The sequence below is a fragment of the Acaryochloris marina MBIC11017 genome (assembly GCF_000018105.1).
Taxonomy (GTDB): Bacteria; Cyanobacteriota; Cyanobacteriia; order Thermosynechococcales; family Thermosynechococcaceae; genus Acaryochloris; species Acaryochloris marina.
This window is the reverse complement of the sequence record NC_009925.1, coordinates 1,306,988-1,325,573: the sequence shown is the minus strand read 5'-3', so window position 1 is coordinate 1,325,573 and position 18,586 is coordinate 1,306,988. Positions and strand designations below refer to the sequence as shown.

Genomic DNA, 18,586 nt, shown 5'->3' with positions numbered 1-18,586 from the left:
TCATGACCTCTGTTTCTGATTGTTTTGCCCAATTGCGTGATCGCGGCCAGTGCGCCTTAATTCCCTTCTTAACGGCTGGAGATCCAGATTTAGCAACCACTGCCAGTGCACTACGCCAACTGGATGCGAGTGGGGCAGATTTGATCGAATTAGGGGTTCCCTATTCTGATCCCCTGGCAGATGGTCCCGTAATCCAGGCTGCAGCAACTCGAGCCTTACAGCGGGGGACCCGGCTCGATCAGGTCTTAGAGATGGTGACAGAGCTTTCCCCCGAAATTCGAGCCCCTATTATTTTATTTACCTACTACAACCCTATCTATCATCGCGGTGTTGCAGAGTTTCTGCAGCAGATTGCGAAAGCAGGTGTGCGAGGGTTAGTGGTACCGGATCTTCCCTTGGAAGAGTCGGAGAACCTCTTGCAGCAAGCGGCTGACTTGGGAATTGAAGTGACATTGCTGGTTGCACCGACTAGCTCTAAAGAACGGATTGAGAAAATTGCCTTGCGATCGCAAGGCTTTATCTACCTCGTGAGCACCACTGGGGTCACGGGGATGCGCACCAAGGTGGAAAACCGCGTCCAAGATTTAATTGCTGATTTACGACAAGTCACAGATAAACCCATCGGCGTTGGTTTTGGCATCTCTCGAACCGAACATGCTCGCCAAGTCATGGATTGGGGCGCGGATGCAGCGATTGTGGGGAGTGCATTTGTGAATCGGTTGAGTGAAGGCAGTCCCAGCCAGGGTTTATCTGCAATTAGTACGTTTTGTCGATCCCTTAAATCCTCGCTGCTATTAGACGCCTAATTCTCCAATGAGATTGCATCGTGCTTGAGGTGTAAATTTTGAGATTGGATGCCACAGGTAGCCCGTGCAAGTCACCAGGTTTTAGCTATGGGTAAGCTGAATCTAGGGAGTTCTGGATCTTCCGCTGACCTGGTGATTTCCAAGGATCTTAGGCTCTTGGTGGGGCGATAGATAGCACCGTTCTCTGCCCAGAGCAGATTGAATAGTGTACGCAACCCATCTGTCGATATTCCCTAAAAGCCTGATTTGATGCTTCTCGATCCTGATGGATGTAGGAAGCCGATGATGCGATTTGAACGCACGGCCGCTCGATTACGAATCGAGTCAAGCGAATTCTCTTATCCCTTTTAGGTAAGTGCTTTCGGGTTATCTCAATCCTTATCTCAATAAGTTTTATCTCAATCCTTATCTCAATCAGTTGTTGGCTGGGGCGATGGCTTTCGGCATCAAGAAAGCAGGCTGAGAGCCCTGCTTCAGTTGATGATAATGTGATGGGGCTATTTTGCTGCCTGTACAGGTGATAACTATGCCTGACCTACTCTGACTATGACTCACCTTGGAAGGAGGCTCTAGAGCGCTATTTTCCGCAGGCTTTGGAATTCCTTTTCCCTCTAATCCATACAGAGATTGATTGGGAGCGGGGTTGGGAATTTCTAGACAAGGAATTACAGCAAGTTGTTAGGGATGCTGAACTGGGCAGACGGTTAGTTGATAAGTTGGTCAAGGTTTGGCGACGGGATGGAAGTGAGACCTGGGTACTGCTGCATTTGGAAGTTCAGGGATCCTATGAGGCTAACTTCGCAGAGCGAATGTTTGTGTATCACTATCGGCTTCGGGATCGCTATAATCTCCCCGTCGTTACCCTTGCGATTTTGGCAGACAAGCGAGTGAGCTGGCGACCTGCAGGATATAGCAAGTCTCTTTTTGGGGATGTCGGGTAAGTCTTGACTTTCCAATAGTGAAGCTTCTGGATTATGAATCCCAGTTATCTGAATTGGAGCAGAGTTCCAATCCTTTTTCAGTGATCGTAGTGGCCCATCTACAGGCTCAAGCCACAGATGAGGATATGGAGGACCGCCTAAAGTGGAAATTGAAGATAGTGAAAGGATTGTATGAACGAGGCTATGATCGAGAAGACATTCTTGAACTCTTTCGGTTTATTGATTGGGTGATGACTCTACCAGCAGCGCTGGAGAATCAATTTGACGATGAGTTGAGTGCTTTTGAAGAGGAAAGAGAAATGCCGTATGTCACTAGTGTTGAACGGCGAGCAGCATTAAGAACCAAGCAATCTAGCATTATTGATGCTTTGGAGGTTCGCTTTGGGCCAGTGCCCGACGAAATCACTGATCAAGTTGCCCAACTGCATGATGCAGAACAACTGCAAGCACTCTTCAAAGATGCGATCTTAGTTGAGTCAGTCGATGCCTTTCAGAAATTACTCGATGAAAATGTATCGGCCCGATGATAAGCCAGTTGCATAGCAGGTAACTGTACTAACGAGTCTTGGCCTTTTCATCATCCACAATAAACTCAATTAAGTCGGTAGGTGTGATATCCACTCGCGACAAGCGCCTTAAGCTCATGCATAAAGAATTTAAGGTGTGACCATCAATGCGAGGTAATGAGTCAGCTTTCCTGAGATTACTGATCGAGTTGGTACTCATTCCCATTTCCTCGGCTAGATCAACGCCCTTTATCCGATATCTAGCCATCACTTCTCTGAGATGCCACTTGATCAAAGTTTTACCTATAGAAATCTGCTCTAAAGTGTAATTCTACAGCCATCAGGGTTTTTAATAGCACTCCAAGTATTCAAAAACCATCTTATAAGGGTAAAAATACAATTTTAAGTTGTTGATTTATACAAGCTAAAGTTGTATAATGTATTTATAAATAGCAGGAGAGCGCCCCCAGCCTAGACAACTGAAACGCTCTCCACTCACCAAAGATGAGGTACATCTATGATACTGACATTGCCAGAAAACGAGGAACGAGACTTAGAACTGCAAGTTCGCCATCAGACACCTGATGACGCTCAGCCCTCTGCCCAACTCTATGAAGAAACCCACGATGGTCAACGCTGTCATGGTGTAGACCCAGATCAAGACTGCGATTGGGTCTACACCGATTCGGATTACGACGAATTCTAGAGCAAAGGGGGAGGGTAACCTCTCCCCTTTGCCAGCCATCACTACAAAAGATTGGAGAAAGATGAACAATGGCAAAAGTTGTAACCCCGTTGCTCTGTCGGGTTGAGGCCATCGGTAAACCGAGAGAATCCAGCTATGAGGTGGGCACGTATTACTATCCCACCCTGTTTATGGATCTCTCCCAACCAGATGGGTCGGATGCCGCCAAGATTTGGAAGAACCTTTCAGGGGATGAAGTTAGCCAGCTGATGAGAGGAGACCAGGTGAAGCTAGTGCCAGCGGGTATGGATCGCAATGGCAAACCCAAACACAACATTATGTTGGTGAATGATACTCAAGCTAACAGCGATGAGCCAGGTCTACTTGAACAAAACACCAAACAAGCCATTGCCACCTATGTGCAAGAGATGAGTAAGCTCTACCGCTATTGCTGGGGGCAAGCAGCCAACCAGCTAGGGGGAATGGCAACAGAAGAAGAATCCGTGAGATGTGCTGCCAGTAGTTTGTTTATTGCGGCCAAGCAGAAATTTAGCATCTAGTAACAACAGCGGGAGGTCAAGACACTGTGCAAACCATTGCCGTCACTGGCCCCCGCCAACTGACCGCTCATCAGCGGACCAAGGCTTTGAGTGACTTACAGAGATTGAAGATTTATCCAAACTGGCTAGTTGGGGATGCTTCTGGTTTAGATAAACTGGCTCGATCTATAGGTCAAACCCATCATCTGAATTTACAGATCTATGAGAAACGATCTGAGTTACCCCACCGCGCCCAGGGGGTAGAACGCAGCACTCGCATGATTAAGGCACTCGCAACAGCAGTGGGTACACTCCACGCTTGGCCGAACAAGCCTGCCCCACACCAGTTGATACCGAGTCGAAGTTGGCCCACAGGAGCTGCTGGATCAGGAACTTGGGGGACAATTGCCCTAGCGGTTGGTCTGGGAATCCCAGTAAAACTGCACCCACTGGCAGAGATCGATATCCCATCATGGTTACAGAGTGAGCAGCTGACACTGCTTTAGATGTGAAATCATTGATACACAACCCAAATCCCGTAAACCCTTACCCTCTCGCTCTTCTCCCACTTTCCCTCTTAACTCAGCGAATGGAGCGCCCTAGGGTGAGCATAGCGGAGCGATTGCAATGAGCGGAGCTAGAATTGCCCGTCGGCGCGGAATGAGCGCCAGTGTAGTTTCTCGATAGGCTGTGCTTCCCACCGAGGCACGGGTGGAACGGAGTGACAGCGGTGCCCTTAATGTTGGCAACATCGGTGAAGCGGCTGCAGTGAAACGGAAGCGGCTGAACACCAGACCCTTTCTTGCTTCTTCAGGATACCAGCCAATAAAAAAAGGGCCGAGGCCCAAAGGTCCCGACCCAAACCGAACTAAGCCACCCGGCAAGCACTGGGAAATGCATTGGATAACTCCAGCAACACCGACCGCTGAGCCTGAAACCGAATGACGCACAACTGGGCACCAGAAGACACCACAGAGACCCGAGACGCCCCCATGGCCTGGAGCTTAGCCACCGCCGGATCGACAGAGGCCACAGGAACCCCCGCTAACTCGGCCCAGCCCGACCCGGACAACCGCAAGAAGCAGCAAGACCAAGCCCCAGAAGGCATGGCTGAAGGCAACTGGACGGAAGGCGTGGGAGAACGAAGCAAAGTCAGCATGGTAACCCCTATAAAAACGAATAGAAACAACTGAAGAAGCATGGCGAATAACCAGCAACAACGCTCTTTGGAAACCACATGTTGCCCGGCGTTGCCACCCTGGTTGGGTCGGGGGTATGGGGTGCTCCCCAAGGAAAAAGTGCAGTGCACAACCATATCAGCCCCCAACCGCTTGCGAGGACACGGACTAAACGCAGCGGAGCCTGATACTGGTTTGCGATCGCAGACTCACTACCTAGCGAAGCGAAGAGCAGGAGTACCAGAGGGGTTGCAAGAAAGCCGCTGTGTGGTACCTTTATCGGCGCTGTTGTTGGTAGCCGCGCGAAGCGCACTGCTGGAGCAAGCCCCCGAGGGGCAGACTGGCGAGGGGGTAACGAGGGTAGCAACCGCCACTCATCTGATGAGCAGGGAGACGATTAGGAGACGATATCAATAGCCCAAGCCATTAACAGGGGTTGGAGAAACTGTATCTGGCTGCAGAAGCTGCGATCGCAAATAACGAAGCCCTCGCTATGTTGGCTCGACTTAATTAAGATACCTCTGGAGTCTTTCAACGAATGGCTACGGGACATCCCGAATGGCAAGTCTTAGTCAACGCTTTAGACCAATCTGATGGGTACAGCTACACTCTCTCTTATGCCAGAGCCAAGCTCAATATCATAGAAGGCGACAATCAGCAGCGAAAGTGGGGCCTATTATTTACAGCTGCACGCAAAGCCATTGCGAACAATCAAACCCAAGAGATGCTGACCCAATTACGAAAAGATGCTTTGGGCTGCTCTAAAAAACTCATGATAGGGCATACAGAATGGCAGCAGTTGATTGAGGGGTTGTGCTGAGATACGTCTATTTTCTCCCACAGGATCGCTGTAAGTTAGTACTGACAAGACTTTTAGGATTAATTTTTCTCACTTATAGAGTCTAATACTCAATAAGGACCAGCGGGAGCATTTGAGCAGTAAGTTACGGTTTCGGCTCAACCCTTTTCTTCAAATGACTGGAGCGATATCTCAGCTTCAGTCGAGTTAGGCCGTATTCCATGAAAATGCGCTGTCGGGTGCTCTTATTGCTTAGAGGCAGAGCTGCTCGACAACGCAAAGGGGGAATTGGTATTGATCTTCTCAACTTAACGCTCGAATCCACTTCATTTGAGTATCAGAATGCCCGTAGTACTTCAGGTCGGATTCAAAGAAATTGGCTTTTTCCAGGATGGATTTTAAGTGCGAGAAGCACTCGAAGCTATACTCACCGTGATAGCGGCCCATGCCACTGTTGCCGACCCCTCCAAAGGGAAGGTTGGAGTTGGTGATTTGCATCACTGCGTCATTGATGGCACCGCTACCGAAGGGAATCTCACTCAGGAAACGCTGCTTGGTGGTCTTGTCGTTGGAGAATAGGTATCCAGCCAGTGGCTTCTCGAAACTTTTGATGATTTCAAAGGCCTCGTCGAGTGTCTCATACTCAAGAACGGCAATAATAGGTCCGAATACTTCATCCTGCATGACGGCATCGTCGACAGATACGTTATGCATCACCGTTGGCTGAATGATACGTTCTTCCCGATTCGTTTCGCCGCCGTAGTAGACCTTATCAGGGTCAATGAGTGCGGCAACCCGGTCGAAGTTTCGCGCATTGATGATGCGGACGAAGTTCTTATTCTCCACTGAATAGTTATGCTTCTTGATTTCATGCACCATTCGCTCAAGAACTCTATCTTTGATGCTCTTGTGAACCAGAACGTAATCTGGGGCAAGACAGAGTTGTCCAGAGTTAACGAACTTTGACCAAATGAGGCGTTTGACGCCAACATCCACTGCGGCATCCTCTGCGAAGAGAGCCGGGTTCTTGCCACCTAACTCCAATGTGACGTTGGTTAGATGTGGGGCCGCTGCCTGATTGACGATTCTGCCAACTTGGGGGCTGCCGGTGAAGAAAATCTTGTCAAAGCGTTGATTCAGTAATGCCGTCGTTTCTGGGATAGCACCTTCGACCACCCTTAAGTAGTTAGGGTCAAAGTTCTCATTAATTAGCTTCGCCATTACTCGGCTAGTTTCTGCTGGCAGCTCACTGGGTTTGAGAATCGTTGTGTTTCCTGCAACCATAGACCCAATAACGGGAACCAGAGAAAGGTTGTAAGGAAAGTTCCAGGCCCCTATCACTAGGGTGACGCCCAGTGGCTCTGGCACAATGTAGCTCTTGCCGGGTTGATTTAAAAGGTTAGTTGAAACCTTTCGAGGCTTAACCCACTTCCTGACGTTTTTGATGGCTATCTCCAGCTCCTCGAAGAGAGGAAAGATTTCAGTCAATTGAGTATGATACTTTGACTTGCCGAAGTCCTTATCAATGGCCGCGTAGAGTTCGTCTTCATAGCGATGAATGAGATCCCGGAACTTCTCTAGCTGTTCAATACGAAACTCAACTGGAAGCGTGGCATTACTCCGAAAATACTGGCGTTGGTTTTTAACTAGCTCTTGGATTTCTTGTTCAGTAATGGCAACTTCGGCTTCGGGATTCATAGTTTTTTCCTTCAGAACAGCTTGACGTTGAGGTACAAAACGATTCGGCACTTCATGACGATTCTCAGGGGTAACAACTGGGGTATTCATGTTGAGATCTCTCCATAATGGATAAGTGTTAAAGGATGCCTGCCGTCAGTTAAATAGTGATGGAGGCAAGCTGTTGTGTTATAGGACTTTCGGCTTTAACTCCTTCTGAGATTGAAGCGAGAATTTCTTTACACTGTGCTCGGTTCATCAGCCTTGGCACGGCATAGAATGACTTAGCTTCTAGGAGCGCCTTGCTGGTAATCGCGTCGAAGTGCTTCGCCTCAAGTTCTTTGAACCCGCTAGGAATATTCAGTTGCTGACCTAAAGCATCGACTCGGGCGATAAATCTGTCGGCCAGTTGCTCATCAGAGCCAGCACTTGTGCCACTCAGCATGCGCTCCAGATTGGCAAAGCGGTCTGCGCAAACTGTTTTGTTGAATCGCAAGATTTTTGGCAGAATGACGGCATTGGTCAGTCCGTGCGGCGTGTTGTAGTGAGCACTGATCTGATGCGAAATCGCGTGCACATAGCCAAGGCCCGACTTATTAAACGAGTAACCAGCGAGGAAGGAGGCAAGGGCGACCAATTGGCGAGCTTCAGGGTTATTTTCGTCTTCATAGACAACAGGTAGATACTCAAGTAGCAGTTTGATCGCCAGCTTGGCATCTCGTTCAGCGTCACTGAATCGATTGACGGAAGAGTAGGACTCAATTGCATGGGTTAAAGCATCCATCCCGGTTGCTGCCGTAATATGTGGTGGCAACGACTTCAGCATGTTCGCGTCGAGGGCAGCAGCAGATGGAATCAGCTTTGGATCAACAACAAACTTCTTCTGGTGAGTTGTAGTCTCGGAGATGACGGCTGAATTGGTCACTTCTGAGCCAGTACCAGACGTTGTTGGAACCGTGTAGAAGGGCAGAGTTGGCTTCTTGACTTTTAGTAAGCCCACGACTTGTTCAACACCGACTTCGTTGGAGTAGCAAGCGGCAATCACTTTGGCTGCGTCAATGGTAGAACCACCTCCTACAGCAAAGACACTGTCACAGTCGTTCTTTTGGCAGGCTCGTATGCCCTCTTCTATCACCTCATAGGTGGGATTCGGAATAATGCCATCGAAGATGGTGACTTCGCAGCCTTCATTCTTGAAGTACTCAAGCACCTCATCGAGAAGTCCCAGTTGCAGTAAAAATTTCTCAGTCACAAGCAAGGGGCGTTTGCTCCCAGATGCCTGGGCTAGGGATGCTAGCTGGATGGTCGAATTGGCACCAGTGAATAGGAGCGGCTTCTCTGAAGGAAATAGCACAGTGAACATTTTGAGTGAAAGGTTGGTGAGTCGTTTCAACATGGTTCAAGTCCTTACGTGGTGATGAAGGTTGCTTTGCACACTTGGCGGGTTTAGCTGGGCTTTCTCTTTCCCGGACCACCTTTGTTTTTATTACACTGTACAGTGTAGTGTAGCTAAATTTTATTGTCAACATCATTGATGATGTTTAAATATGTATTCTGCTTGAAAGCTATAATGGGAGAGATTTTGACCGCCTCTAATTTTTTAAGATGCACTACACTGTATAGTGTAAATAAGCCGCTTTAGAGTTTAGAAATAGGGGCCACAAAAATGATTGTTAGCCAAAAAACAGAAGCTCGGCGAAAGAGTCCGAAGCGAGTAGCCGTTATCGAGGCTGCAACCGAAGAATTTTGGTCACATGGATTTTCGGGAACGAGTATGGACCGAATTGCTAAGGTGGCAAATGTATCGAAACGAACGGTCTATGATCACTTCCCTAGCAAAGACGACCTCTTCCAGGCAATTATCGATGAGATATTGGAGCGAGTGGGAGAGATGCCATCCCACGAGTATTCTGCAGAGAAGCCTTTGGATGAACAGTTGCTTGCAATTGGGAAAACGTTTGCTATGACCATCACTGGCAGGGACTTCATGAAACTGTCGCGGGTGGTGATTTCTCGATTCATTCAGGCCCCTGAGTGGGCACACAATACCCTTAAGGCACATGCCCGGCTGAGGCAGGACATGATTACTTTCTTTAAGGCAGGGACTAAGGATGGCCGCTTAAAGATTAGCAACCCAGAGAAGGCTGCCGCTCAGTTCTGTGGGTTGATTAAGGAAATCGCATTCTGGCCAGAGTTGATGGCAGGACAGAAGCCTATCTCAGCACGGGAACGGAATTTGGCTGTCAAGGCTGCCGTGGAAATGTTTTTGGACCATTACCAGACATCCTAAATGTCCAGGAACTCATAAGTTGTGTTGAACCTACGCGAACAAGCGAGGGGACTCGAACAGAAAGTTGGAGTTTTTGAGATAGAGTCTCCCCTCATTCGCGAGCAATTCTGGCCGTTACCCAGTTGGACTATCAAGTAATCGCTGTCCAGCCACCTTCGCAGTGCCATCTCCATTAACGTAGGTATAAAGAGTTACGGTCGTCATCCCACGCTTCTGAGCGATCTCCTTGGCACACGTCCTTGGGTCACTCATGGCACGCATCGCCATCAGTAGGGTAGAAACATCCATTATGCTGGGTCGTCCTCCCAGCCGCCCTCTGGCTCGTGCTGCCTTTAACCCCGTTGGAAACCTCAAGCTTTTGTCCTGTACCAGTGCTTTCGGGTAGTTACTCCAGCTTCCATTCGCCGCTTTGACCAAGACCGAATTGCCTGCTTTTACCTCACGCGCATTCACCACCAATCTTATTTGACCAGTCTGGCGCGGTGGCGTTTGAAGACAATGGTACCGTCGTCTGAACGCACTAATTGCCAGTTTTGATGGATCACGTCGTCATACTGTGTTCCGTCATAGGTACGGGCGCGCCATCTTATATCCATCGATACAGTCCAACTGGAACTCTGATCTCCTAAGACCTTTAGGTTGGATATTTCATGGCTATTCCATTGAATATTGTCGATGACACTCTGATACCAGCGGGCAAAATCAGCTTCAGATCTGATAGGAAAATTGGGAAAGGCCATGTCAACGTTGTCCCCCAGATGCGGAACAAGCCGCTCAATCGGTACTTGATGATCGAAATTGGCAAACCACTGATAAGCGAAAGCTTTAATGTCGTTGGGGCTCAACTCGCTGCGTGCCTTGAAATCATAAATGTTGATTTGACTAACCTTGAACAGTTCGGCCAGTTCCTGTTTGTTTCCCTCTAACGCTTTCTGCTCGGTGGTCAGGGCGTCAAGGTTGTGCATATCTGGTCTCGTACCGGCTTCCAGCAGCAGTTTGGTCGCGAACAGATTGTTTGCCCAGACAGCGTCGAATAACGGTGAATAGCCATTTCGGGTGCCGACAGCGTTGACATCAAATCCTTTTTCTATCAGCAGCTTGACGATCCTGGTATTGTCTTGAAACTGTGCCCCATGCTTTGAGGTGCCGCCGAAAGAATCGCGAGAGTCAACATTCACTCCCTCATTAAGAACTTGTGTAAGCTGCTGCAAATTCCCCGAGTGCGCTGCTTCATGAGGAGACGCAGCATACAGTGTCGTCAAAAAAACGACCAGTAGCGCAACGCGTAATTTTCTGGCCCACCCAAGAAAATTGTTTCTATCCAACATCGTTGTGCTCCCTTGCAGATACTTATTTCCATGAATCTATCAGCAGCGCTGAGTAGCCAAAATGTTTGTGTGAATCAGGTAGTATTCTCTACTTCTCCTTCATGAAGATCCAGAATTATTGACGTGGCGTCTCAATGGCTCTGGTTTGGGCTAGGGTAGGTAATTCGAAATTACCTTCCTGATAAAAAACGACTAATTTAATGGCTGCAATCACCCAGCGACCGCCCTGAAGTGCCATCTGAAACTGGTAATGACCGGCCACCATCCAGACGTCGCTGTCAGGAGCATCATCGATGTAATGATAGGCACGGACATGGGTTTCTATGGCTGCAGCCTTGTCTTCCACTTCGACTTGAAAGGAGCCCAATAGATGTTGAGTCGCCTGAAAACCAGGGAGCAATCCTTGCCAGCGTTCCATCAATTTATCGGCAGGTATCGTTTCTGGTTCACCCCCTGTCAGCGAGGTGTAGTCTATGTCTACTGTGTCAGCAAACTCGTAACGAACGGCGGGCCAATCCAGTTGGTCAATTGCATGAATCATGCGAACGATTGGGGTGGTGATACTTGTTATGGTGTCCATGTTTAGTGTGTCGTGGATTAGGGATTTCGCTGACAGATATTCGGTTCCGCTTTGCTTGTTGGTTAATTTCTCTTCAACAAGACATTGTTGGGATTTCAAGCAGAGTGTGCAGATACTTCAGAGTGCTATACTCTAGGCGGCTAAGATATTAACTTTCTTAAAAGACTGAAACTTGAGTGATAGTAAGGTGGTGAGTTTCGCCTTATGCTCTCCATTACACTGGTCGATGCACTGTTGAATGGCCCCTTTGAAGGCGGGAAAATCAGCATAATACTTTGAATAGAGACATTCCTTGCGTACAAAACGCCAGAGTCGCTCAATCAAATTCAAATGGGGTGAATAGGAGGGCAGATAGACCAGCTCAATATCGACGATCTCGGCAAAGTCCGTTACAAGCTGACATTTCTGGTATCGCGCATTGTCTAAAATCACGCTGATGGGTATGACTGGGTCAAGTAGCGCCAGCTTGGCCAGTAACAGGCACATACTGTGAGAATTGATATAGGTGTGGTTGGTAACGCTGACTAGGTCTTTGGTGATAGCGTCGAGCGCGCCCAGGACATTGAAACGTTGGCGACCAGAAGGAGAAGGGATGAAGATCCGAGTGATGCACCAGACAAACCCTAGATAAGCACGGTGAACAAAGTGAGCAGCATCCACAAAAAAGACAAGACGCTCTTGGCGTTGAGCTTCCTCTAATAAGGGTTCAAGGCGAGTGTGTCGAAACTGCTCTTGCTCCTCAATTTTCTCGGGCAGACTCGACTTTCCCGGCACATACCCCACTTTTCGATAACGACAACCGATGCGTTTGAGGAAGGCTTTGATTTGGGTGGGACTGCGTTTGATGCCTGTTAATTGCTCAATGACCGCTTGAGCTTCTGCACTGGTGCGGGGAGGATGTTGCTCAAAGTAAGCTCTCACACTATCGCTATGAGCGTTGAGTAGACTCGGTTGACCTTTATATTCAAGGGTCTTCAGCCCTTCAATCCCTCCTTGTTGATACTGACGAAGAGTTTTGGCTAAAGTGGGGCGACTAATCTGACAAAGCTGGCAGATCTGGGTATGGGAAAGACCTTGACTCTTCAAGTAGAGCACTTCCATCCGTCGCTGCACCCGTGGGTGAGGGTGATGATAGCGTTCGTAATTGAGTTGTTGGATTTCCTCTGCGGTGAAATCAATTTTAATCATGGGAGTGGAGGATAGGTGCGGGGATACTCCCAGTGTGCCAAATCTCTCTACCACAATGTTAAGTCACAAGTCGTCCGCAGTATAATCAGCTTTAATGGGGATAAGCTTTGTCATCAACTGTTAAATAAGATTTGGGGCAACTTAATATTAATGACGCCATCATCGGTTGGCTGCCCAATACTTGATTTGGCAGATGCATTCCTATCGGCGGCAAAAAGGATCAAGCAGAAGGCGAAATATGCTACCAGCGGTCCGCGATAATCTCTCATCATTACACTCTCTCAATCCATAACAATTTATAGGAGTGGATAGGGTGACCATCACTATCAGCCCAATGACACGATTGGTTAATATCGCGAGTTGGCATTTCATAGTGAAGAGAACCTGTCGGCCTTATGATGATGCGACGAGTTGATCGAGAAGCCCAAAACCGTGAGCCGCCGTCACGGGATTAAAAATCTCGACATATTCGGTGATCTCACCCGCTTTGTTGAACTTGAAAGTTGAGTAATAATCGTTCTCGTACCAGCCAGCATTGTCCTTGAGTTTGATTCGGCCGGTGTAACGCACGAAGACCATATTGCCGCCCTCCATCGCGTAGAGCTCATGGATCGGGAAGGTCATTCCATCAAAATTCGGAAACGTTGGAGCCCAGTAGTCACGAATGCCATCGCGTCCTTGAGCACCTGTCGGAAAAACGTTGCAATGGTATGGACTAATATGAACGCCATCCTCAGCAAAGAATGTTGCGACTTGTTCAGGGTTCTCTGCTTCCAATGCTTTAAAGAAGCGCTGGACAGTAGCCTTATTTTGTTCTGCTTGGTTCATAAATGTTACTCTTCTGTTCGGATTAAGCAAAGGCAGGACCGGGGTCCATGAAGATCCGATAGTCTGCCACTTTGCCGTCGGCGCTTAACCGTAAGGTACTGGTAACAGGAAGTGCAAACTTGGCACCGCCAACCTTCGTATAGTGCGCTATGGCTTCAACGCTGACAACGAGACCTTTTTCCCATCGACCTAACCAACAACCTTGGATAGCGTGGGTGATTGAGGAGAACTGCTCCTCTGTTGCTCTAAAAGCCTTGACCAAATCATCGGCACCGACAGTGGGTTGCAGATTGGCCATCTGCAATCTGACATTGTCGGCAAGAAACGGACGAAGACCATCTGCATTCTGAGCATCAACCGCTGTGAAAAATCTCCTCGCAAATGCCTCGAGATCATCTTGGGTCATCAGAATAACCTCATTCTGGGGATGTACTTATTAGTGTCTATTTATCCTTGAAAGAACTCTGCCACAGCGTTAGAGGCGTCTGTAACAACATCCGCACGATCATAAAAATCAAATTGAGTGACATCATCGCCCAGCCAGAGTTTTTGCAGGGGAGCTTGGGTACGCTGCTCGTAAGCTTCTGCACCAGCGGGAAGTGCGATCGCAGGTGACCCCACCATCAGCGTCGGCTTAGATAGGTGATTGGCAGAGGCTTGAGCGTCATAGGTGAGCCAGGGCTTCCAGGTCAAAATACTGAACTTGTTGTCGTAAGCGGGGATTAGACCTCGATTTGTTTCGGTGTAGTAGGGGGCTTGATACATGGGGGCATTGTCATCTGTGGTACTAGCGGCAGTTAGGATAGTCAGATCTGCGTTTCCAGCTTCGCTAGCAGCAATCAATGAGGCCACCGTTTCAGGACCACCGTAAACGTCTGCTGCCATTTTGGGGTTATGAAGCCAAGGAGCCACTAGGGCCAGTTTTTTCATCTTGTCGTTGTCGGCAGCGACGGCTGCCATGTAGCCAGATGATGCACAAATGCCCAAACCATATAGATGCGACTGGTCCACGTCATTACACTCAGCGAGAAAATCCACTGCTGCATCAATATCAGCAGTCTTCGTGGCTGGATCTTCGACATAGCGAGGCTCCCCCCCAGACTCGCCCCAACCAGTGAAGTCAAATGCTAGGGCGGCCAATCCGCGGGCGGCTAGTTCTCTAGCGTAGGTTCCAGCCATTTGCTCTTTAACGGTTGTCCAGGCACCGGTAACAATCACAGCCGCTAAAAGGCCATTAATTTCTGCGGGTTTGTAAAGCGTTCCTTTCAGGGTGACACCCTTGGAGGGAAACGCAACAGATTCGGCATAAACGCCACTTATCCCAGGGGGATTTTGGAGGTTGATGATGGTTAGGGTCATAGTAAAAGCTTCAGTTTTGAGTTGACATAATCTTTGGATCAACCGCTGATTCACTCCGGGTTGGGGGTAATCCAGTTGAAGACAGAATGGGGATCGACACCCCCAAAGAGCCGACTAATCACGATTGCAGCCATGGCTTCAAGATGGCGAGCATAATGTAATTTGCCAAGTAGCATGGGCTGACATCCAACATCCTTAATCAGCCTTGAACCAATCGCCCCTGCTTCATCGGTGTCTGTACAATAGGGCACCACTAACTTTCGTCCATCAAAAAGCGGTGGCTCCATTTCCCAAACCTGAGCTTCGCAAAGATTAAATGCCTTAACAACCGTCGCACCATTCGCTGTTTCTTGAATTCTCTCAGCCATCGAATTCTGCTCATTCCCAACCAGCGTGAAGGTCTCAATCTCCACGGGATTGCTGCAATCAATCACGATCTTGCCCTGGAATGAGCCTGAACGAGCACCCGCTTGCTCCAATGTAGAGATCACCCCTTCATGGCGTATGGCAATCAGTAGGGTATTGCCATACGAGATCGCATCCTCGAATGTACCGAATGTCGCTTGATCTCCCAATTCATGGGCTAACGCCTTCGCCTTGTCCAGTGTTCTCCCAGCAATACAAATGTCGTGCCCTGCAGCAATCCATTTACTGGCAAGAGCCTTGGTCATTCGGCCTGCACCGAGTATCCCGACTTTCATCTTTAGTGCTCTCCTGAAGAAACGACCCTTTAAACATGAGTGATAGCGCTGTGGGAAGCAGCCAATCGGTCTTGAATCCTAAAACGAAATGACTTGGCGAGATCGCCAAAACTTACCTGTTTCCTGTTGAGGAGCCTCCGATGCCAACCAGATAGCGGTATCGGCTCCTTGCTCCGGTGAGCGTGGGGCAGATGATCCACCCATATCCGTGCGAACCCACCCAGGACATAGGGCATTCACGGCAATATTGTCTGCAGCCAGGGCTTGCGCCAACATAATTGTTGCTCCGTTCAAGGCGAGTTTAGATTGGCAATAGCTTGACACAGTCGCCGATAAATCTTCTAACGCCCCAAATCCACTTGAAACATTGATGATCCGGGCATTTGGTGCCTGTTTAAGCAGTGGTAAACAAGCTTGCGCCATACGAATCGCTCCAAAAGCATTCGTATTCATAGAGGTTTCTAGCAGTTCACGGGAAATGGTGAGAATGCTAACGCCGTTATCGGGATAAATACCCGCATTGTTAATGAGGACATCTAACTGACCTATGCGTTGTCCCAAGGTTGCAACAGCTTGATGTATTGCCTGATCATCAGTCACATCGAGCTGCATCGGGAGAATAGGTCCCGCTAATTCCTCTGCTGCTTGTGTTGCCTGTTGGAGGGAGCGGGCTGTAATCGTCACTGTATATCCTTTGGCGAGAAGGCCCTTTGCGATCTCAAAACCAATCCCGCGATTGCCCCCTGTTACCAATGCCTGTTTGTGGTGCTTAGGTTTCATGGCTATTGAGTCCTATGGGTAAACTGTAAATCCTGACTCAATCGTGTTCTCGCCATCCACCACACCTTTATACATATCCAAACCAATAAAGTTATGGGGAAATGGCAGATCAAAGGCACTCATTTGGTATAGACGCTCAATATGTTCGTCACTGAGTGTGAACTCCAGGGCACCCAAGTTATCCTCCAGGTGCGCCAGCTTACGGGCACCTATGATGGGAATGGGCCGACTCGGTTGCTGCAGGAGCCAATTGAGGGCCACCTGACTGGGAGAGCGACCTATTTCGGTGGAGATTTCTTTGACAATATCGACAATTTCTAAGCTACGCTCATTCAATTGACCGATATCTTGGGTGACGCCTTTGCGGCCAGACTCCTCTTTTTCAGTACTCGTATCTTGTAAATCTTCTCGGCTGTACTTGCCAGACAAGATCCCACCAGCTAAGGGCGACCAAGCTAAGGGTGTAATTCCATACTGTCGGGCCATCGGAAGCATGTCTGCTTCGGAGGTACGCTCCACCAAATTGTAGTGAACCTGGATGGCGGATACAGAGGTCCAACCTCGAAGTCTTGAGATGGCATGCCCTTCGGAGACAATCCACGAGGGTGTATCCGATAGCCCTATATGCAAGATCTTACCCTGACGCACCAAATCATCTAGCGCCCGCATCACCTCTTCAATGGCGTTGCGATAATCCCAAGCATGCAGCCAGTAAAGGTCAATGTAATCGGTGGCCAGACGCTTGAGGCTGCCTTCCACTGCCCGTACCAGACTGCGGCGATGATTCCCTCCTGCATTGGGGTTTGTGGAATCCATATTGAGAGAATATTTGGTAGCCAGGACAAAGCGATCACGCCGCCCCTGCAACAGCTCTCCTAAAAATTGCTCGCTGGTCCCATTGGTATAGGCATTGGCAGTATCAATGAAATTGCCACCCCGATTCGCATAGGTATCCAGAATTTGGCGACTAGTATCTAGATCCGCTCCCCATCCCCATTCAGTCCCAAAGGTCATCGTCCCTAGACAAAGGGGGGAGACCCGTAATCCAGAATGCCCCAACAAGCGATAGTGATTTAACGCAGTCAAAAACTGATGCATGGCATGCAAGCTCCCACACTTGAGTGACTAGCTCATTTTGACTACAGCTTAACGAGAGTCAGTATATAATTCAAATCAATATTATAGATATAGTCTATTCATGAAATGGATTTAAGAGGATTTGATCTTAATTTGCTCGTTGTACTCCACATTTTGTTGAAGGAGAGGAGTGTCTCGAAAACAGCAGAGCGACTTCAGTTGAGTCAACCAGCAGTAAGCGCAGCCCTCAACCGATTACGAACAGCGCTGAAGGATCCGATTTTGGTCCGGGACGGCTTGCAGATGGTACCCACACCACGAGCAGAGCAGTTAGTAGAACCGGTGCAAGCAATTGTCTCAGCCATTGAACAAACCCTGGCTGATCCTCAGCCTTTTGACTACAGTTCCATCAGTCGAACCTTTCGGATCGCTACCAACGACTACGGTGCATTTGTTCTAGTACCGTTCCTGATGAACCGTATGCAGAAGATTGCCCCCCATTTAACATTCGAAATTTGGGATATTGCCCTAGATGTGGAAACGGCTCTGCGTGAGGGAGAGATTGACTTAGTCATTGCTGATGCCTGGACCTTGAGAAATTGCAAATGCCGCAAAACTCTGTTCTCAGAAACGTTTACTTGCCTAGTGCGACAAAATCATCCTCGGGTTGATACCCAACTCACTATGGATGATTACCTGCAAGAAAAACATGCTCTTGTTTCTGCGCGTGGACGAGTGACAGGCAATGTAGATATTGCGCTGTCGCAGCAAAATAAGCAACGGCAAGTTCAGATAACCTTACCTCACATTTTGGCAATACCAGCTATGATGGCTGCTACAGACATGATCGTGACCGTTGCCACCCGGATTGCAAACCGATTTGCTGTAGATTATCACCTGCAAACATTTCCACCCCCAATCACACTGGACGGTTTTGATATAGCAATGGCATGGCCACACCGCATGGATAATGACACAGCAATTCGATGGTTACGTAATGAACTTGTTGCAATCGGAGTAGGGCTATAGCCAGGACAATATCTTCCCAAACTGCACGAGCTGCCCTGAGGGTTGGTTGATGTGGAGGTGTGAAAGCAATAGGTCGACGATTGCCAGCGCTGCCTTATCTGGTAGCTTTGCCCCAAACATATCATCGAACCAGGGTCACGAGGCCTCCTTATCCCTGTAATAGCTGCAATGAGCTAATTACCCCTTCTAGCAGCTCGGTGCCCGCTTCCTGTTGGATGGCGCGGTTGAACCACGCGCCCAGGAGAGCATGTTAGAGCTCACTTTGGCATCAGAACCGAATACGGAAGAGCCAAAT

24 protein-coding genes are annotated in these 18,586 nt (G+C 48.7%); 10 read left to right on the top strand and 14 right to left on the bottom strand.

All coding sequences use genetic code 11. The annotated features are described in order from the left end of the window. The first annotated feature begins 2 nt into the window (after positions 1–2). The 3 genes from trpA to AM1_RS43065 all read left to right on the top strand — a co-directional run bounded on the left by trpA (position 3) and on the right by AM1_RS43065 (position 2,274). Positions 3–806: a tryptophan synthase subunit alpha gene (gene trpA / locus AM1_RS05990; RefSeq protein ID WP_012161914.1), complete on the top strand. Its 804-nt coding sequence runs from the start codon at positions 3–5 to the stop codon at positions 804–806. A gap of 593 nt (positions 807–1,399) precedes the next feature. Beyond that, a complete protein-coding gene (locus AM1_RS43070) occupies positions 1,400–1,747 on the top strand; it encodes an RpnC/YadD family protein (protein WP_238549178.1) in 348 nt (115 codons plus the stop codon). Between the two features lie 17 nt (positions 1,748–1,764). Continuing rightward, entirely contained in the window at positions 1,765–2,274 is a 510-nt protein-coding gene (locus AM1_RS43065; RefSeq protein ID WP_238549177.1) for a hypothetical protein, read from the top strand. Between the two features lie 28 nt (positions 2,275–2,302). Here the strand turns inward: AM1_RS43065 and AM1_RS38540 are convergent, their stop codons facing one another. Then, entirely contained in the window at positions 2,303–2,524 is a 222-nt protein-coding gene (locus tag AM1_RS38540; RefSeq protein ID WP_261891571.1) for a helix-turn-helix domain-containing protein, read from the bottom strand. A 246-nt stretch (positions 2,525–2,770) separates the two neighbouring features. Here AM1_RS38540 and AM1_RS05980 point away from each other — a divergent pair, with 246 nt between their 5' ends. The 3 genes from AM1_RS05980 (at position 2,771) to AM1_RS05970 (ending at position 3,983) form a co-directional block, all read left to right on the top strand. Further along, a complete protein-coding gene (locus AM1_RS05980) occupies positions 2,771–2,959 on the top strand; it encodes a hypothetical protein (protein ID WP_012161911.1) in 189 nt (62 codons plus the stop codon). Positions 2,960–3,027: 68 nt separating this feature from the next. Further along, positions 3,028–3,498, top strand: coding sequence for a hypothetical protein (locus tag AM1_RS05975; RefSeq protein WP_012161910.1), 471 nt, complete (start codon positions 3,028–3,030; stop codon positions 3,496–3,498). 26 nt (positions 3,499–3,524) lie between these two features. Beyond that, complete coding sequence (locus AM1_RS05970) at positions 3,525–3,983, top strand: hypothetical protein (protein ID WP_012161909.1); 459 nt, start codon at positions 3,525–3,527, stop codon at positions 3,981–3,983. Positions 3,984–4,345: 362 nt separating this feature from the next. On the opposite strand, the gene AM1_RS05965 is transcribed toward AM1_RS05970, so the two are convergent. Then, on the bottom strand, positions 4,346–4,636 hold the full coding sequence (locus AM1_RS05965; RefSeq protein ID WP_012161908.1) for a hypothetical protein: 291 nt from the start codon (positions 4,634–4,636) through the stop codon (positions 4,346–4,348). A gap of 40 nt (positions 4,637–4,676) precedes the next feature. Here AM1_RS05965 and AM1_RS40870 point away from each other — a divergent pair, with 40 nt between their 5' ends. Next, positions 4,677–5,072, top strand: coding sequence for a hypothetical protein (locus AM1_RS40870; RefSeq protein WP_148215683.1), 396 nt, complete (start codon positions 4,677–4,679; stop codon positions 5,070–5,072). 121 nt (positions 5,073–5,193) lie between these two features. Then, positions 5,194–5,475 (top strand): hypothetical protein, encoded by a 282-nt coding sequence (locus tag AM1_RS05960; RefSeq protein ID WP_012161906.1) that lies wholly within the window; start codon positions 5,194–5,196, stop codon positions 5,473–5,475. A gap of 282 nt (positions 5,476–5,757) precedes the next feature. On the opposite strand, the gene AM1_RS05955 is transcribed toward AM1_RS05960, so the two are convergent. Beyond that, positions 5,758–7,242, bottom strand: coding sequence for an aldehyde dehydrogenase (locus AM1_RS05955; RefSeq protein WP_202947647.1), 1,485 nt, complete (start codon positions 7,240–7,242; stop codon positions 5,758–5,760). Positions 7,243–7,291: 49 nt separating this feature from the next. Further along, positions 7,292–8,485 (bottom strand): iron-containing alcohol dehydrogenase, encoded by a 1,194-nt coding sequence (locus AM1_RS05950; RefSeq protein WP_187152923.1) that lies wholly within the window; start codon positions 8,483–8,485, stop codon positions 7,292–7,294. A 312-nt stretch (positions 8,486–8,797) separates the two neighbouring features. Between AM1_RS05950 and AM1_RS05945 the strand changes: the two genes are divergently transcribed. Beyond that, positions 8,798–9,421, top strand: a complete 624-nt coding sequence (locus tag AM1_RS05945; protein ID WP_012161903.1) for a TetR/AcrR family transcriptional regulator — start codon at positions 8,798–8,800, stop codon at positions 9,419–9,421. Between the two features lie 114 nt (positions 9,422–9,535). Here the strand turns inward: AM1_RS05945 and AM1_RS05940 are convergent, their stop codons facing one another. The 10 genes from AM1_RS05940 to AM1_RS05890 form a co-directional block, all read right to left on the bottom strand. Next, positions 9,536–9,874, bottom strand: coding sequence for a hypothetical protein (locus AM1_RS05940; protein ID WP_238549176.1), 339 nt, complete (start codon positions 9,872–9,874; stop codon positions 9,536–9,538). Between the two features lie 8 nt (positions 9,875–9,882). After that, positions 9,883–10,749: an ankyrin repeat domain-containing protein gene (locus AM1_RS37500; RefSeq protein WP_012161901.1), complete on the bottom strand. Its 867-nt coding sequence runs from the start codon at positions 10,747–10,749 to the stop codon at positions 9,883–9,885. Between the two features lie 115 nt (positions 10,750–10,864). After that, positions 10,865–11,329 (bottom strand): nuclear transport factor 2 family protein, encoded by a 465-nt coding sequence (locus AM1_RS05925; RefSeq protein WP_148215682.1) that lies wholly within the window; start codon positions 11,327–11,329, stop codon positions 10,865–10,867. A gap of 132 nt (positions 11,330–11,461) precedes the next feature. After that, positions 11,462–12,517, bottom strand: a complete 1,056-nt coding sequence (locus AM1_RS05920; protein ID WP_041658446.1) for an IS630-like element ISAcma14 family transposase — start codon at positions 12,515–12,517, stop codon at positions 11,462–11,464. Between the two features lie 393 nt (positions 12,518–12,910). Continuing rightward, entirely contained in the window at positions 12,911–13,345 is a 435-nt protein-coding gene (locus tag AM1_RS05915; protein ID WP_012161899.1) for a nuclear transport factor 2 family protein, read from the bottom strand. Positions 13,346–13,367: 22 nt separating this feature from the next. Beyond that, positions 13,368–13,751 carry a nuclear transport factor 2 family protein gene (locus AM1_RS05910; RefSeq protein ID WP_012161898.1) on the bottom strand — a complete coding sequence of 128 codons (384 nt, stop codon included), beginning with the start codon at positions 13,749–13,751 and terminating at the stop codon, positions 13,368–13,370. A gap of 41 nt (positions 13,752–13,792) precedes the next feature. Beyond that, a complete protein-coding gene (locus AM1_RS05905) occupies positions 13,793–14,704 on the bottom strand; it encodes an alpha/beta hydrolase (RefSeq protein ID WP_041660784.1) in 912 nt (303 codons plus the stop codon). A 50-nt stretch (positions 14,705–14,754) separates the two neighbouring features. Beyond that, positions 14,755–15,405, bottom strand: coding sequence for an NADPH-dependent F420 reductase (locus AM1_RS05900; RefSeq protein ID WP_012161896.1), 651 nt, complete (start codon positions 15,403–15,405; stop codon positions 14,755–14,757). Between the two features lie 78 nt (positions 15,406–15,483). Beyond that, complete coding sequence (locus AM1_RS05895) at positions 15,484–16,185, bottom strand: SDR family NAD(P)-dependent oxidoreductase (protein ID WP_012161895.1); 702 nt, start codon at positions 16,183–16,185, stop codon at positions 15,484–15,486. 12 nt (positions 16,186–16,197) lie between these two features. Next, positions 16,198–17,283: an aldo/keto reductase gene (locus tag AM1_RS05890; protein ID WP_041659251.1), complete on the bottom strand. Its 1,086-nt coding sequence runs from the start codon at positions 17,281–17,283 to the stop codon at positions 16,198–16,200. Positions 17,284–17,388: 105 nt separating this feature from the next. Between AM1_RS05890 and AM1_RS05885 the strand changes: the two genes are divergently transcribed. After that, positions 17,389–18,291 (top strand): LysR family transcriptional regulator, encoded by a 903-nt coding sequence (locus AM1_RS05885; RefSeq protein WP_012161893.1) that lies wholly within the window; start codon positions 17,389–17,391, stop codon positions 18,289–18,291. Positions 18,292–18,586: the final 295 nt, after the last annotated feature.